General features: G+C 61.4%; 25 protein-coding genes, 2 tRNA genes and 1 pseudogene. All 28 read left to right on the top strand.

What is annotated here, in order from left to right:
* On the top strand, window positions 1–414 hold a 414-nt coding region (gene rplP / locus QZ329_RS12390), incomplete at its 5' end, for a 50S ribosomal protein L16 (protein WP_295753051.1).
* 1 nt (window position 415) lies between these two features.
* Window positions 416–625: a 50S ribosomal protein L29 gene (rpmC, locus tag QZ329_RS12385; RefSeq protein ID WP_295753049.1), complete on the top strand. Its 210-nt coding sequence runs from the start codon at window positions 416–418 to the stop codon at window positions 623–625.
* Between the two features lie 17 nt (window positions 626–642).
* Complete coding sequence (gene rpsQ, locus QZ329_RS12380) at window positions 643–906, top strand: 30S ribosomal protein S17 (RefSeq protein ID WP_295734787.1); 264 nt, start codon at window positions 643–645, stop codon at window positions 904–906.
* 14 nt (window positions 907–920) lie between these two features.
* Window positions 921–1,289, top strand: coding sequence for a 50S ribosomal protein L14 (gene rplN, locus QZ329_RS12375; RefSeq protein ID WP_204790836.1), 369 nt, complete (start codon window positions 921–923; stop codon window positions 1,287–1,289).
* Window positions 1,290–1,303: 14 nt separating this feature from the next.
* Window positions 1,304–1,657 carry a 50S ribosomal protein L24 gene (gene rplX / locus QZ329_RS12370; protein WP_295753046.1) on the top strand — a complete coding sequence of 118 codons (354 nt, stop codon included), beginning with the start codon at window positions 1,304–1,306 and terminating at the stop codon, window positions 1,655–1,657.
* A 16-nt stretch (window positions 1,658–1,673) separates the two neighbouring features.
* Window positions 1,674–2,228 (top strand): 50S ribosomal protein L5, encoded by a 555-nt coding sequence (gene rplE / locus QZ329_RS12365; protein WP_295753044.1) that lies wholly within the window; start codon window positions 1,674–1,676, stop codon window positions 2,226–2,228.
* 14 nt (window positions 2,229–2,242) lie between these two features.
* Window positions 2,243–2,428, top strand: coding sequence for a type Z 30S ribosomal protein S14 (locus QZ329_RS12360; RefSeq protein WP_295753042.1), 186 nt, complete (start codon window positions 2,243–2,245; stop codon window positions 2,426–2,428).
* A gap of 211 nt (window positions 2,429–2,639) precedes the next feature.
* Entirely contained in the window at window positions 2,640–3,038 is a 399-nt protein-coding gene (gene rpsH / locus QZ329_RS12355; RefSeq protein WP_295753040.1) for a 30S ribosomal protein S8, read from the top strand.
* A gap of 15 nt (window positions 3,039–3,053) precedes the next feature.
* Window positions 3,054–3,599 (top strand): 50S ribosomal protein L6, encoded by a 546-nt coding sequence (gene rplF, locus QZ329_RS12350; protein ID WP_295753038.1) that lies wholly within the window; start codon window positions 3,054–3,056, stop codon window positions 3,597–3,599.
* 14 nt (window positions 3,600–3,613) lie between these two features.
* Window positions 3,614–3,973, top strand: coding sequence for a 50S ribosomal protein L18 (gene rplR, locus QZ329_RS12345; RefSeq protein ID WP_295753035.1), 360 nt, complete (start codon window positions 3,614–3,616; stop codon window positions 3,971–3,973).
* A gap of 17 nt (window positions 3,974–3,990) precedes the next feature.
* On the top strand, window positions 3,991–4,491 hold the full coding sequence (rpsE, locus tag QZ329_RS12340) for a 30S ribosomal protein S5 (RefSeq protein ID WP_295753033.1): 501 nt from the start codon (window positions 3,991–3,993) through the stop codon (window positions 4,489–4,491).
* Between the two features lie 13 nt (window positions 4,492–4,504).
* Window positions 4,505–4,687, top strand: a complete 183-nt coding sequence (gene rpmD / locus QZ329_RS12335) for a 50S ribosomal protein L30 (protein WP_204790843.1) — start codon at window positions 4,505–4,507, stop codon at window positions 4,685–4,687.
* Window positions 4,688–4,700: 13 nt separating this feature from the next.
* On the top strand, window positions 4,701–5,141 hold the full coding sequence (gene rplO / locus QZ329_RS12330; RefSeq protein WP_295753031.1) for a 50S ribosomal protein L15: 441 nt from the start codon (window positions 4,701–4,703) through the stop codon (window positions 5,139–5,141).
* Window position 5,142: 1 nt separating this feature from the next.
* Entirely contained in the window at window positions 5,143–6,519 is a 1,377-nt protein-coding gene (gene secY, locus QZ329_RS12325; protein ID WP_295753029.1) for a preprotein translocase subunit SecY, read from the top strand.
* A 73-nt stretch (window positions 6,520–6,592) separates the two neighbouring features.
* Entirely contained in the window at window positions 6,593–7,225 is a 633-nt protein-coding gene (locus QZ329_RS12320) for an adenylate kinase (protein WP_295753027.1), read from the top strand.
* Window positions 7,226–7,229: 4 nt separating this feature from the next.
* The gene (gene map / locus QZ329_RS12315) at window positions 7,230–7,985 is read left to right on the top strand and encodes a type I methionyl aminopeptidase (RefSeq protein ID WP_295753025.1); all 756 of its coding nucleotides are present in this window, start codon (window positions 7,230–7,232) and stop codon (window positions 7,983–7,985) included.
* A gap of 20 nt (window positions 7,986–8,005) precedes the next feature.
* On the top strand, window positions 8,006–8,290 hold the full coding sequence (locus QZ329_RS12310) for a KOW domain-containing RNA-binding protein (RefSeq protein WP_295753022.1): 285 nt from the start codon (window positions 8,006–8,008) through the stop codon (window positions 8,288–8,290).
* A 3-nt stretch (window positions 8,291–8,293) separates the two neighbouring features.
* Window positions 8,294–8,512 carry a translation initiation factor IF-1 gene (gene infA, locus QZ329_RS12305; protein WP_295734746.1) on the top strand — a complete coding sequence of 73 codons (219 nt, stop codon included), beginning with the start codon at window positions 8,294–8,296 and terminating at the stop codon, window positions 8,510–8,512.
* Window positions 8,513–8,553: 41 nt separating this feature from the next.
* Window positions 8,554–8,667 (top strand): 50S ribosomal protein L36, encoded by a 114-nt coding sequence (gene rpmJ / locus QZ329_RS12300; protein ID WP_014116882.1) that lies wholly within the window; start codon window positions 8,554–8,556, stop codon window positions 8,665–8,667.
* 28 nt (window positions 8,668–8,695) lie between these two features.
* Window positions 8,696–9,061, top strand: a complete 366-nt coding sequence (gene rpsM, locus QZ329_RS12295; RefSeq protein WP_295753020.1) for a 30S ribosomal protein S13 — start codon at window positions 8,696–8,698, stop codon at window positions 9,059–9,061.
* Between the two features lie 15 nt (window positions 9,062–9,076).
* On the top strand, window positions 9,077–9,481 hold the full coding sequence (gene rpsK, locus QZ329_RS12290; RefSeq protein ID WP_295753017.1) for a 30S ribosomal protein S11: 405 nt from the start codon (window positions 9,077–9,079) through the stop codon (window positions 9,479–9,481).
* A gap of 24 nt (window positions 9,482–9,505) precedes the next feature.
* Window positions 9,506–10,108 carry a 30S ribosomal protein S4 gene (gene rpsD, locus QZ329_RS12285; RefSeq protein ID WP_295753015.1) on the top strand — a complete coding sequence of 201 codons (603 nt, stop codon included), beginning with the start codon at window positions 9,506–9,508 and terminating at the stop codon, window positions 10,106–10,108.
* 81 nt (window positions 10,109–10,189) lie between these two features.
* Window positions 10,190–11,134 (top strand): DNA-directed RNA polymerase subunit alpha, encoded by a 945-nt coding sequence (locus QZ329_RS12280; RefSeq protein ID WP_295753013.1) that lies wholly within the window; start codon window positions 10,190–10,192, stop codon window positions 11,132–11,134.
* Window positions 11,135–11,209: 75 nt separating this feature from the next.
* Window positions 11,210–11,545, top strand: coding sequence for a 50S ribosomal protein L17 (rplQ, locus tag QZ329_RS12275; RefSeq protein ID WP_295753011.1), 336 nt, complete (start codon window positions 11,210–11,212; stop codon window positions 11,543–11,545).
* A 177-nt stretch (window positions 11,546–11,722) separates the two neighbouring features.
* Window positions 11,723–12,433 (top strand): polysaccharide deacetylase family protein, encoded by a 711-nt coding sequence (locus QZ329_RS12270; protein WP_295753008.1) that lies wholly within the window; start codon window positions 11,723–11,725, stop codon window positions 12,431–12,433.
* Between the two features lie 97 nt (window positions 12,434–12,530).
* Window positions 12,531–12,618, top strand: a tRNA-Ser gene (locus QZ329_RS12265).
* Between the two features lie 23 nt (window positions 12,619–12,641).
* Window positions 12,642–12,734: transfer RNA gene (locus QZ329_RS12260), tRNA-Ser, on the top strand.
* A gap of 582 nt (window positions 12,735–13,316) precedes the next feature.
* Window positions 13,317–14,619: pseudogene (locus tag QZ329_RS12255) on the top strand (DNA-directed RNA polymerase subunit beta); the annotation flags it as partial.

Raw genomic sequence — 14,619 nt, 5'->3', positions numbered from 1 at the left:
CCCAAGAGAGTTAAATACCGCCGTGTCCACCGCGGCCGTTTGAAGGGCAAGGCCAGCCGGGGCAATTTTGTCAGCTATGGCGATTACGGCCTGCAGGCCACTGAGCCCGCGTGGATTACCAGCAACCAGATTGAGGCGGCCCGTATCGCCATGACCCGCTACACCAAGCGCGGCGGTCAGGTCTGGATCAAGATTTTCCCCGATAAGCCCGTGACCAAGAAGCCCGCCGAGACCCGCATGGGTTCCGGTAAGGGCTCCCCGGAGTTCTGGGTTGCCGTTGTGAAGCCCGGCCGCGTCATGTTCGAGATCGCCGGCGTGTCGGAAGAAGTTGCCCGCGAGGCCCTGCGTCTGGCCAGCCACAAGCTGCCCATCAAGACCAAGGTCATCGCCCGCGCTGAGGAAGCAGGTGAGTAAGATGAAGGCAAGTGAGATTCGCGATATCCGCAAGATGACGCCCGAGCAGCTGAACGAGAAGCTGACGGGCCTGAAGAAGGACCTGTTTTTCCTTCGCATGCAGCACGCCACCAACCAGCTGGACAATCCCGTGAAGATTCGGGAGACCAAGCATGACATTGCCCGAGTCAAGACCGTGCTCCGGGAGCTCTCCGCTTCCGGCAAGCAGTGAGAAGGAGGTAAGGAAACATGGACGAGAAGAGAACTTCCTCCCGCAAGACCCGGGTTGGCAAGGTGGTCTCCGACAAGATGGACAAGACCGTGGTGGTCGCCATCGAGGACCGGGTGGCCCACCCGCTGTATAAGAAGATTGTCGGCCGCACCTATAAGCTGAAGGCCCATGACGAGCAGAACAGCTGCGGCATCGGCGACAAGGTGAAGGTGATGGAGACCCGCCCCCTGTCCAAGGATAAGCGCTGGCGCGTGGTCGAGATCATCGAGAAAGCGAAGTAAGGAGGCGTCGAGTAATGATTCAGCAGGAAACCTTCCTGAAGGTCGCCGACAACACCGGCGCCAAGGAAATCAAGTGCATCCGCGTCCTGGGCGGTTCCAAGCGCAAGTACGGCAACATCGGCGACGTGATCGTCGCCTCCGTCCGCAAGTCCGCCCCCGGCGGCACCGTGAAGAAGGGCGAGGTGGTCAAGGCCGTCATCGTCCGCTCCGCCAAGGGCATCCGCCGCAATGACGGGACCTACGTCCGGTTTGACGACAACGCCGCCGTCCTCATTAAGGACGACAAGAACCCCCGCGGCACCCGTATCTTTGGGCCCGTGGCCCGCGAGCTGCGGGACAAGGATTACATGAAGATCCTGTCCCTGGCGCCCGAAGTGATTTGAGGAGGGCAAACGACATGTCTATGAACATCAAGAAGGGCGACACGGTCGTCCGTCTGTCCGGCGACGGCGGTAAGGACAAGGACCTCGCGACCCATCAGGGCAAGGTCATTGCCACCCTGCCGAAGGAGAACAAGGTCGTGGTGGAGGGGCTGAACCTCGTCACCTGCCACATCAAGCCCCGCCGTCAGGGCGAGGAGGGCGGCATCGTCAAGCGGGAGGCCGCCATCGACGTCTGCAAGGTCCAGGTGGTGTGCCCCAAGTGCAAGAAGGCCACCCGCGTGGGCCACAAGGTAGAGAAGAAAACCGTGAACGGCAAAGAGAAAAACGTCAGCGTCCGCATCTGCAAGAAGTGCGGCGCCGAGCTGTAAGGGAGGAGGAGAACCCATGGCTGAGAAGAAAGTGCCGAACCTGAAGGCGAAGTATCAGGCCGAGGTCGCTCCCGCCCTGATGAAGCAGTTTGGCTATAAGAGCGTCATGCAGATTCCCAAGATTGACAAGGTCGTGGTCAACGTTGGCTGCGGCGAGGCCCGGGAGAACGCCAAGATTCTGGACAACGTGGTCCGGGACCTGGGCCAGATCACCGGCCAGAAGCCCATTATCACCAAGGCCCGCAAGTCCATCGCCAACTTCAAGCTCCGCGAGAATATGCCCATCGGCGCGAAGGTCACCCTCCGCGGCGAGAAGATGTGGGAGTTTCTGGACCGCCTGTTCAACGTGGCCCTGCCCCGCGTCCGCGACTTCCAGGGCATCAGCCCCGACGCCTTTGACGGCCGGGGGAACTATGCCCTGGGCATCCGCGAGCAGCTGATTTTCCCCGAGATCGAGTATGATAAGATCGACAAGATCCGGGGCATGGATGTGGTCATCTGCACCACCGCGCACACCGACGAAGAGGCCCGCGCCCTGCTCACCCAGGTCGGCGCGCCCTTCGCCCGCTAAGGAGGGAGAGAAGAATGGCTAAGAAATCCATGATTTTAAAGCAGCAGCGGCCCGCCAAGTACTCCAGCCGGAAGTACAACCGCTGCAAGCTCTGCGGCCGTCCCCACGCCTACCTCCGGGACTACGGCGTGTGCCGTATCTGCTTCCGGGAGCTGGCCTATAAGGGCGAGATTCCCGGCGTGCGGAAGGCGTCTTTCTAAGAACCATCTAAGTTGCCGCCGCTGGGGGCTTGGAAGAACAACCAAGCCCCATAGCGTGATAAAGTTCTTTTTGCTCCCTTTTTCTTTCAAGAAAAAGGGAGGACAGACGGCGAAAGGTCATGGCCAATCGGGCTGTGCGTTCAATTGGTCATGATACCTCGCTGCTGAAGCGGCGAAAGGCCGCAACTCTAAAATAGGAGGATTTTATACCATGCATATCACCGATCCGGTTGCGGATATGCTCACCCGCATCCGCAACGCCGTCAGCGCGAAGCACGACACCGTGGACGTCCCCGCCTCCAACATGAAAAAGAGCATCGCTCAGATTCTGCTGGACGAGGGCTATATCAAGAATTTCCAGGTCGTGGACGACGGCACCCAGGGCAAGATTCACATCACCCTGAAGTACAACGCGGGCAAGGAGAAGGTCATCACCGGCCTGCGCCGCGTTTCCAAGCCGGGCCTCCGGGTCTACGTGGGCGCCGACGAGCTGCCCCGGGTTCTCCGCGGTCTTGGCATCGCTATCATCTCCACGTCCAAGGGCGTCATGACCGACAAGAAGGCCCGCGAGCTCCATGTCGGCGGCGAAGTCCTGGCATTTGTCTGGTAAGGAGGGTATTGAACAATGTCTAGAATTGGCAGAATGCCCATTACCGTCCCCGCCGGCGTCACCGTGGATGTCGCCGAGGGTAATGTGGTCACTGTGAAGGGACCCAAGGGCCAGCTGACCCGCGCGCTGCGCCCGGAGATGATCATTGAACAGGAAGGCACCACGATCACCGTGAAGCGCCCTTCCGAGGATAAGCTGCACCGCAGCCTCCACGGCCTGACCCGGACGCTTCTGCACAACATGGTCGTCGGCGTCACCGACGGCTATGCCAAGGAGCTGGAGGTCAACGGCGTGGGCTACCGTGTTGCCAAGGAGGGCAGCAACCTGGTCATGAACCTGGGTTACTCCCATCAGGTGATCGTTTCTGAGATCGAGGGCATCACCATTGAGGTCCCCGCTCCCAATAAAATCATCATTCGCGGCTGCGACAAGGAGGCCGTCGGCCAGTTTGCCGCCGAGGTCCGCGAGAAGCGCCCGCCCGAGCCGTACAAGGGCAAGGGCATCAAGTACGCCAATGAAACCATCCGCCGCAAGGTCGGTAAGACCGGCGCCAAGAAGTAAGGAGGTGTGCCGATATGATTAAAAGACCGAATACCAACGCCCAGCGCCTGAAGCGCCACAAGAGAGTGCGCGCCAAGGTCTCCGGCACCCCCGAGATGCCGCGTCTGAACGTGTTCCGCAGCGAGGCCAATATTTACGCCCAGATCATCGACGATGTGGCCGGCGTGACCCTGGTCTCCGCCTCCTCCCTGGATAAGGCCGTCGAAGGGTACGGCGGCAACGTGGCCGCCGCCGCCGCCGTTGGCAAGCTCATCGCAGAGCGGGCCAAGGCGAAGGGCATCGAGAACGTGGTTTTTGACCGCGGCGGCTATCTGTATCACGGCCGTGTGAAGGCCCTGGCCGAGGGCGCCCGCGAGGGCGGCCTGCAGTTCTAAGGAGGGAGGAACGTTCAATGCCTAGATTTGAGAGAGAGCAGAGCGAGTATATCGAAAAAGTCGTGTACCTCAACCGCGTTTCCAAGACCGTGAAGGGCGGCCGGGTCATGAAATTCTCCGCCCTGGTGGTCGTGGGCGACGGCAAGGGCAAGGTCGGCTATGGCCTGGGCAAGGCCGCCGAGGTTCCCGAGGCCATCCGCAAGGGCATCGAGGCCGCCAAGAAGAACATGATTACCGTGACTCTGGCGGGCACCACGCTGCCCCATGAGACCATCGGCGAAGCCGGCGCGGGAAGGGTTCTGATGAAGCCCGCCGCCCCCGGTACCGGCGTCATCGCCGGCGGCGCGGTCCGCGCCGTCGTGGAGGCCGCGGGCATCAAGGACATCCGTGCCAAGAGCCTCCGGTCCAACAACCCCAACAACGTTGTCGCCGCCACCTTCCAGGGCCTGAAGTCCATGCGCGGTCCCGAAGAGGTCGCCCGGATTCGCGGGAAGAGCGTCGAAGACATCGTGGGTTAAGGAGGCAACAAACGTGGCAAACTTAAGGATTGAGCTCGTCAAGAGCCTGAACGGCCGCCTGGAAAAGCAGGTTGCCACCGCGCATTCCCTGGGTCTGCGCAAGATCGGTGACGTCACCGTGCAGCCCGACAACGATCCCACCCGCGGAAAAGTGGCGAAGATCGGCTATCTGCTGCAGGTTACCGAAGAGAAGTAAGGAGGCGCCAATCATGAAATTAAGCGAACTGTCTCCCGCCGAAGGCTCCGTCCGCCCGGCTTACCGCAAGGGCCGGGGCGCCGGCTCCGGCAACGGAAAGACCGGCGGCCGGGGCCACAAGGGCCAGAAGGCCCGCTCCGGCGGCAAGGTCCGCGTGGGCTTTGAGGGCGGCCAGATGCCTCTGGCCCGCCGGGTTCCCAAGCGCGGATTCAACAACATTTTCGCAAAGCCCCTGGAGACCGTCAACCTCAGCGCGCTGAACGCGTTCAACGACGGCGACACCGTCACCGCCGAGGCGCTGCTGGAAAAGGGCGTCCTCTCCAAGTGCGAGTACGGCTTCAAGGTCCTGGGCAACGGGAAGCTCACCAAAAAGGTCACTGTCAAGGCCAACGCCTTCTCCGCGTCTGCCAAGGAGGCCATTGAGGCAGCCGGCGGAAAGGCGGAGGTGAGGTAACGTGATTCAAACGATTCGCAAGGCCTGGGCCATTCCCGAGCTGAAGAAGAAGATTGTCTTCACGCTGCTGATCCTGCTGATCTTCCGCATCGGCAACGCCATCACCGTCCCCTATATCGACGTGGCTCAGCTGGAGGCCCAGCTTCAGGGCATGGGCGCCACCATCCTGGGCCTGTACAACGTGATGAGCGGCGGCGCATTCGCCACCGCCACGGTCTTTGCCCTGAGCATTCAGCCGTATATCAACAGCTCCATCATCATCCAGCTGCTCACCGTCGCGATCCCCTATCTGGAGCGGCTGGCGAAGGACGGCGGCGAGGAGGGCCGGAAGAAGATCCAGTCCATCACCCGCTACACCACCGTGGCCATCGCCATTCTCCAGGCCGTGGGCTACTACTTCATGATGAAGCGCTATGGCATCCTGGCCCCCGGGGCCGACGGCATCTGGCCCGCCCTGGTCATCATCGTGTCCTTTATCGCCGGTTCCTCCTTCGTGATGTGGATGGGCGAGCAGGTCACGGAGTTCGGCGTGGGCAACGGTATTTCCATCATCCTCTTCGCGGGCATCGTCTCCCGGGTTCCCACCATGGTGTCCAGCCTGGCCCAGGGCGTGAGCCGGTGGTCCGCCATCCGCAGCGGTGAGATGACCGCCGAGACTCTGACCCAGGCCGGCTATACCGCCGACCAGGCCCAGCAGGTCCTGGCCACGGCCATGGCCCCCTGGGCGGTGATTCTGCTTCTGGTGGGCGGACTGGCCCTGATCGCCTTCATCGTGTTCATCAACGACGCCGAGCGCCGCATTCCCGTGCAGTACGCCAAGCGTCAGGTGGGCCGGAGAGTGTACGGCGGCCAGAGCAGCAACCTGCCTATGAAGGTGAGCATGGCCGGCGTTCTGCCCGTCATCTTCGCCCAGAGCATCGCCTCCCTGCCCATCACCATCTGGAGCTTCGTGGGCATTCCCGCTGAGGGCACCGTGTCCCGCAGCATCTATGACGCCATCGACACGAAGTCCGTCATGTATATGGTGGTCTATTTCATCCTGATTATCGGCTTTGCCTATTTCTACTCCAGCATTCAGTTCAATCCCGTGGAGATTGCCAACAACATGAAGAAGCAGGGCGGCTTCATTCCCGGCTTCCGTCCCGGCAAGCCCACGGTGGACTTCATCAAGCGGGTGCTGAACAAGATCACCCTGTTCGGCGCCATCTACCTTGGCATCGTGGCCATCTGCCCCCTGATCATCGGCAGAATCCTGGGGAACAACTCCGTGGCCATCGGCGGCACCTCCGTCATCATCGTGGTGGGCGTGGCGCTGGAGACGGTCAAGGCTCTGGAATCTCAGATGCTGATGCGTCAGTACAAGGGGTTCCTGGAATAATCAACGATTGGATGCCGGCGCCGGGCGGGGCCGTGAGCTCCGCCCCGTGCCCGGAATACAGGAGGTTTTAGCTATGAAATTGATCCTGTTGGGCGCCCCGGGCGCCGGAAAGGGAACACAGGCCGACATCCTGTGTGAAAAGCTGGATATTCCCACCATCTCCACCGGCAACATTCTCCGCGCTGCCGTGAAAAACGGCACCCCCACCGGGCTGAAGGCCAAGGCCTTCATGGACGCGGGACAGCTGGTTCCGGATGAGGTCATCATCGGCATCATCTCCGAACGGCTGGCGGAGCCGGACTGCGCCAAGGGTTATATTCTGGACGGGGTGCCCCGCACCATCGCCCAGGCCGAGGCCCTGGAGAAGGCCGGGATCGTCTTTGACAGCGTGGTCTCCCTGGAGGTCAGCGACGAGACGATCATGGAGCGCATGAGCGGCCGCCGGGTCTGCCCGGACTGCGGCGCCAGCTACCACGTGGTGGCGGTGCCCCCGAAGGCGGAGGGCGTGTGCGACAAGTGCGGCGGGAAACTGATTCAGCGGAAGGATGATGCCCCCGAGACGGTGAAATCCCGCCTTGAGGTCTATCATAAGGAGACGGAGCCCCTCAAGGCGTTTTACGCGGAGCGGGGCCTCCTGAAGACGGTGGAGAACCAGCCGACTGTGGAAGCCAATTCCCAGGCGATCCTCCGCGTTCTGGGGAGATGACGGGATGATCACCCTGAAATCCCCCCACGAGATCGACTTGATGCGCCGGAGCGGAAAGATTACCGCGGCTGCCCGTGCCTTGGCAGGGGAAATGGTAAAGCCCGGCGTGACAACCCAGGAGATCAACGACGCGGTGGAGCGGTTTATCCGCAAGCAGGGAGCGGTTCCGTCCTTTCTCCACTACAACGGCTATCCCGCCAGCGCCTGCATCAGCGTCAACGACGAGATCATCCACGGCATCCCCAGCCCCAAGCGGATTCTGCGGGAGGGTGACATTGTCAGCGTGGACGTGGGCGCGTACATCGGGGGCTTTCATGGAGACTGCGCGGCCACCTTTCCCTGCGGCAGGATTTCTCCGGAGGCGCAGAACCTGATCGACGTGACCAGGCAGAGCTTCTTCGAGGGAATCCGTTTCGCCCGGGAGGGACAGCGCCTTCAGGACATCTCCTCGGCGGTTCAGTCCTATGTGGAGTCTCACGGCTTCTCCGTGGTCCGGGAATATGTGGGCCACGGCGTGGGGGCCAAGATGCACGAATCGCCGGAAATTCCAAACTTTGGCCGCCCCGGCCACGGGCCCCGGCTTCTCCGGGGAATGACCCTGGCCATTGAACCCATGGTCAACGCCGGCGCCGCCGCCATCACCCAGCTGAGCGACGGATGGACGGTGAAGACCGCCGACGGAAAGTGGGCGGCCCACTATGAAAACACGATCCTGATTACCGATGGCGAGCCGGAGATTCTCACGGCCCCCGCTATTTGACAACAGGTGAGAGAGAACGCATGGAGATTGCGAAATCAAACATCGTCCGCTCCAACGCGGGCCGCGACAAGGGGAAGCTCTTCGCCGTTCTGGCGGTGGAAGGGGAGTACCTCCTGCTGGCGGACGGAAAATCGAGAAAGGTGGAGTCCCCAAAGCGCAAAAAGCGCAGGCATGTGCTTTTTGTGTCGGCGGAGGAAACCCGCCTCGCCGAAAAGATCAAGAGCGAGGAGAAGATCACCAACAGTGAGCTTCGCAGGACCCTCGCGGCATGCCGCGAGGCGATCCAGCCGGACCAGGAGGGATAACGTTTGGCAAAATCCGATATGATTGAAGTGGAAGGTGTTGTGGTGGAAGCCCTGCCCAACACGACGTTCCAGGTTGACATTGGAAATGGTCACATGATTCTGGCGCATATTTCCGGGAAACTGAGGATGAATTTCATCAGGATTCTGCCCGGCGACAAGGTCACGGTGGAGATGTCCCCGTACGATCTGACCCGGGGCCGGATCACCTGGCGCAGCAAATGACATCAAACGACGTAAACCGCTGAAAGGAATGGTTGCAGACTATGAAAGTAAGACCGTCCGTGAAGCCCATGTGCGAAAAGTGCAAGGTCATCCGCCGCAAAGGCCGTGTTATGGTCATTTGCGAAAATCCGAAGCACAAGCAGAGACAGGGCTGAGAATTGAAAGTGGAGGTGCTTTAAAAGTATGGCACGTATTGCCGGTATTGACCTGCCGAAGGATAAACGTATCGAGATCGGCCTCACCTATATCTACGGGATTGGCCGCAAGAGCGCCAAGGACATCCTGGCGAAGTCCGGCGTGAACCCCGACACCCGGGTGAAGGACCTCAGCGACGCCGATGAGCAGAAGCTCCGCGACGCCATCGACGACTACACTGTCGAGGGCGATCTTCGCCGCCAGACCGCGCTGGACATCAAGCGCCTGAGCGAGATCGGCTGCTATCGCGGCCTGCGCCACCGCAAGGGTCTGCCCGTCCGGGGCCAGCGCAGCAAGACCAACGCCCGCACCCGCAAGGGCCCCAAGAAGACCATCGCCAACAAGAAGAAGTAAGGAGGGAGAAAGAATATGGCAGCACAGAAATCCGGCGGCAAGAAAGTGATCCGCCGCCGCCGCGAGCGGAAGAACATCGAGCGTGGTCAGGTCCATATCCGTTCTTCCTTCAACAACACCATGGTGACCGTCACCGATTCCCAGGGCAACGCCATCTCCTGGGCCTCCTCCGGCGGCCTCGGCTTCCGGGGCAGCAAGAAGTCCACCCCCTTCGCGGCCCAGACTGCGGCGGAGACCGCCGCCCGCGCCGCCATGGAGCATGGACTCAAGACCGTGGAAGTGTTCGTCAAGGGCCCCGGCCAGGGCCGCGAGGCCGCCATCCGGGCGCTGCAGGCCGTGGGCCTGGAAGTGACGATGATTAAGGACGTCACCCCCATCCCCCACAACGGCTGCCGTCCGCCGAAGCGCCGCCGCGTGTAATCGAAAGAGGAGGTAACAAGCAATATGGCAAGGAATATGCAGCCGATTGCCAAGCGCTGCAAGGCTCTGGGCATCTCTCCCGCCGTCATGGGTTACGCCAAGAAGGAGACCAACCGGAATCCCGGCGGCCAGATGCGCAAGAAGAAGAGCGAGTATGGCATTCAGCTGAACGAGAAGCAGAAGGTCAAGTTCATCTACGGCATTCTGGAAAAGCAGTTCCACAGCTACTACGAGGCCGCCGCCGCCGCCCCCGGCAAGACCGGCGATAACCTGCTGATCAACGTGGAGCGCCGCCTGGACAACGTGGTGTACCGCATGGGCTTCGCCATGACCCGCCGCCAGGCCCGCCAGCTGGTGAATCACGCGCATTTCACCGTCAACGGCAAGAAGGTCGACATCCCCTCCTATCAGGTGAAGGCCGGCGACGTCGTCGAGGTCGCCGAGGGCAGCCGCTCCAGCGAGGTGTTTAAGCGCCTCACCGGGCAGGACGCCCCGATCTTCCTCCTGCCCGCGTGGCTGGAGCGGGAGAAGAACACCCTGAAGGGCACCGTGACCCGTCTTCCCGCTCGTGAGGATATTGATATCCCCGTGGAGGAGCACCTGATCGTTGAGCTGTACTCCAAGTAAGCGGAGGATACCCTCGAGAATGAGCCGAACCAGAGGCGGCGGAATCCGCCGCCGCGTTGAGAAGATGAAGGAGGGTACTGCGTGATTGACAAGCCCCAGATTGAATGTATCGAGACACCGGGAGACGCGGCCTATGGCAAATATGTTGTGGAACCGCTGGAGCGCGGCTTCGGCACCACGCTTGGCAACGCTCTGCGCCGCGTGATGCTCTCTTCCCTGCCCGGCACCGCGCCGACCACCATCAAGATCGCCGGTGTGCAGCATGAGTTTTCCACCATCCCCGGCGTGAAGGAGGATGTGACGGAGATCGTGCTGAACGTGAAGGGACTTCTGACGAAGCTCCACAGCGAGACCGTGAAGACGGTTTATATTGAGGCGGTGGGCCCCTGTGTGGTGACGGCGGGCGACATCAAGGCCGACGGCGAGGTGGAGGTGCTGAATCCGGACCTTCACATCGCCACGCTGGACAATGGGGCGGCGCTGAACATGGAGATCACCCTGTCCCACGGGCGGGGCTACGTCCCCGCCGACCGCAACAAGCCGGCGCAGAATGTGATCGGCACCATTGGGGTGGATTCCATCTATACGCCGGTGTATAAGGTAAACTACACCGTGGAGCCCACCCGGGTGGGCGCTTCCAGTGACTTCGACAAGCTGACGCTGGAGGTCTGGACGGATGGCACGATCTCCGCCCGGGACGCTGTATCTCTGGGAGCCAAGATCCTCTGCGACCACTTTACGCTGTTCACCAACCTGAGCGAGAACGTCGGCAGCCGCCCGACCCTGGTGGAGAAGGCGGAGGCCCAGCGGGACAAGGTGCTGGAGATGACCATCGAAGAGCTGGACCTCAGCGTCCGGAGCTTCAACTGCCTCAAGCGGGCCAACATCAATACGGTGGAGGATCTGATTTCCAAGACCGAGGACGAGATGATGAAGGTCCGGAACCTGGGCCGCAAGTCCCTGGAGGAGGTCATCAACAAGCTGGCCATGATGGGCCTGCACCTGGCCGACGAGGAGAACAACTGAAATTAACCCGCCGCTCCTGGCGGCGGACCGGGCAGCGGTGCTGCCAAGAGAAAACAAGTGAAGGAGGAAACCGAAATGCCTCGTAAGCTCGGCAAGACCTCTGACCAGCGCAGAGCGATGCTGCGTCAGCAGGTCACGGATTTCCTGGATAACGGAAAGATGGAGACCACCGTCACCCGTGCCAAGGAGATTAAGCCTCTGGCTGAGAAGATGATTACCCTGGGCAAGAAGAACGACCTGGCCGCCTACCGCCAGGCCATGAGCTTCATCACCCGGGAAGACGTGTGCAAGAAGCTGTTCAAGGAGATTGCGCCCACCTACGCGGAGCGCAACGGCGGCTATACCCGCATCATTCGCACCGGCATCCGCCGGGGCGACGCGGCGGAGACCGCCATGCTGGAACTGGTGTAAAAACACGAATAAGAGCTCTTTGTCATGGGAACCTAGGCCTGTGACAAAGAGCTCTTACTTCTTCCGGGCGGAGGGCTCCGGGATGGCCGGGCGGAAATTTTACTGATTTTTCCAATGAAAAATGGCCCCGCGCTGCGCATACTAGACCCGAATGAACAAGAGGGGGCGAGCTGCGCAATGGCAAAAAAGGGCGTTTGGATATGTCTGCTGGCGGTTCTGGCCGCACTTTGCCTCTCCGGAGGCGAGGCCCTGCCGGCGGATGGCGGGGCGGTCATTCCGGCGGGAGAGAAATATGTGGCGCTGACCTTTGACGACGGTCCCCGCCGGGGGACCACGGACCGCCTGCTGGACGGGCTGAAGCAGCGGGACGTGGCGGCCACGTTTTTCCTCATCGGCCAGCAGATCGAGGACAACGCCGACCTGGTGACCCGGATGGCGGAGGAGGGGCACCAGATCGGAAACCACACCTGGAGCCACCAGCGGCTGGACGGAGCCCCCGCCGCCGTGGTGGAGGAGGAGGTGGGCCGGACGGAGAGGGCCCTGGAGGCGCTGGTGGGCGGGGGGCCCTATTGGCTGCGGCCCCCCTATGGACAGGTGACGCCCGGGACGGAGGCGGACTTCGGCGTGCCCATGGTGAAGTGGTCCGTGGACCCCCGGGACTGGGAGAGCCGGGACACCGGGAAGGTGACCCAGGCCATTTTGGAGTACGTGAAGCCCGGCAGCATCATTCTGCTCCACGACATCTATCCCACCTCGGTGGACGCGGCGCTGAAGGTGGTGGACACGCTGGCGGCGGAGGGCTATTGGTTTGTGACGGTGGAGGAGCTGCTCTGGCTGAACGGCGTGACGCCGGAGGCGGGACGGATATACCGGACGGGGGCGGGCTGAGGAGCCTGTTTTGGAAAAGGAACGCAAAATTTTGTTGACAAGAGAGGGGGGATATGGTATGATAACTCTCGTGTTCGAGAGACGGCGCCTTCCAAGTGGAGAGATGTCCGAGTGGTTGAAGGAACCGGTCTTGAAAACCGGCGGCGCGCAAGTGCCCGTGGGTTCGAATCCCACTCTCTCCGCCAAATTTTAAAACAGAATCCAATACGCGGAAGTACCCAAGTGGCCGAAGGGGCTCCCCTGCTAAGGGAGTAGGCTGGATAAAACCGGCGCGAGGGTTCAAATCCCTCCTTCCGCGCCAGCTCAGAAATTCCCATCACTGCTTCGTTTCCGGCTTTGCCGAAAACTGCGCGGTGATGGGAATTTCTTCGCCTTCCGCCGCGACTCGCTTCGCCGGACTCGCGGCGGAGGGGGACGGGAGACGCGGGGGATACGAGGGGGAATTTGAGTTTTTGCGTTTGCTGTGGAAAGCCTTGGAATGGAGTTCTGAGGCTTTTTTTGCGCGCCTTGGGGGAGGCGCTTCGTTCTGGCCCTTGGACGCGGGTTTGGGGATGGACTGGGGTGTGCGCATGAGTACGAATGGGAATGAGGGAAAAGCGGCTGCGGGATCGGGGAATTTGGGAATTTACGCAATAAAACGCCCCTTTCCTCTTGACAGAGGAGAGGGGAACGTGGTAAAATGAGGCACTTATCTGCAATGGATGGGAAGGACCTGACATATTAACTTATCCGTAGTATAGCATGTTTCCCAGAAGAATGCAAGAGCAGGATGGATGGTTTTTAACAACAGTGCCCGGCGTGTCGGAAACTCCGCCGCCTGCGGGCGGCTGAATCTGCCTCTCCTGCCGCCAAAGGCGGGGGCGGAAGAAAGGTGAATGTGAAGATGGCAAAAGACAAGTATTACGGCAAGACCCCCCGCAAGAACTTTGCCCGGTATGAAGAAGTCGTCCCCATGCCCAATCTCCTGGAAATCCAGAAGAACTCCTATCAGGAGTTCCTGGACACCGGCCTGCGGGAGGTCTTCGCCGACGTGGGCGCGATCGCCGACTATCAGGGCAACCTGGAGCTGACCTTCATCGACTACAAGATGGACGAGAAGCCCAAGTACAACGTGGAGGAGTGCAAGGCCCGGGACGCCACCTACGCCGCCCCCCTGAAGGTGAAGGTCCGCCTGCGGAACAAGGAGACCGAGGAGATCAAGGAGCAGGAGATCTTCATGGGGGACTTCCCCCTGATGACCCATTCCGGCACCTTCGTCATCAACGGCGCGGAGCGGGTCGTGGTCTCCCAGATCGTCCGCTCCCCCGGCGTGTACTACGGCCATGAGGTGGATTTGAAGACCGACCTGCCCCTGCTGACCTCCCAGGTCATCCCCCAGCGGGGCGCCTGGCTGGAATATGAGACCGACGACAAGGGCCTCTTCTGGGTCCGCATTGACAAGAACCGGAAGATTCCCGTCACCTGCCTGCTCCGGGCCGTGGGACTGAAGTCGGACCAGGAGATTCTGGACCGCTTCGGCGGCGACCCCTGGATCGTGGCCACCCTGGAGAAGGATCCCTGCAAGTCCTATGAGGACGCCATGCTGGAGATTTACCGCCGCCTCCGTCCCGGCGAGCCCCCTACGGTGGAGGCCTCCGAGGCGCTGGTGAACGGTCTGTTCTTCGACCCCCGGCGGTACGATCTCTCCGTCGTGGGGCGGTACAAGTTTAACAAGAAACTCTCGCTGTGGCAGCGGGTCACGGGGCGGAAGCTGGTCTATCCCGTGGCGGACCCCGCCACCGGCGAAATCCTCTTCGACGAGGGGGCTCTCCTGAGCAAGGAGGACGCCCGGCTGCTGGACGCCGTGGGTGTCAGCGACGTTACCATCGACGTGGACGGCACCCCGCTTCGGGTGACCTCCAACGGCATGTGCGACATGAACCGCTATGTGGACTTCGACCCCCTGGAGACCTGCGGCATCAAGGAGCGGGTGCGCTTCGGCGTGCTCCAGGAGCTGCTGAGCCAGTACAGCGGCGAGGAGCTCATCGACCAGATCATCCTGCACAAGGACCAGCTGGTTCCCAAGCACATCATCGTGGACGATATCCTCACGTCCATCAACTATATGAACGGCCTGGGCCGGGGCATCTCCGTCAAGGACGACATCGACCACCTGGGCAACCGCCGCCTGCGCTGCGTGGGCGAGC

It is taken from the genome of uncultured Oscillibacter sp. (assembly GCF_910579365.1).
Taxonomy (GTDB): domain Bacteria; phylum Bacillota; class Clostridia; order Oscillospirales; family Oscillospiraceae; genus Oscillibacter.
The sequence above is the reverse complement of the archived record's forward strand: the minus strand, read 5'-3'. Positions and strand labels throughout refer to the sequence as shown.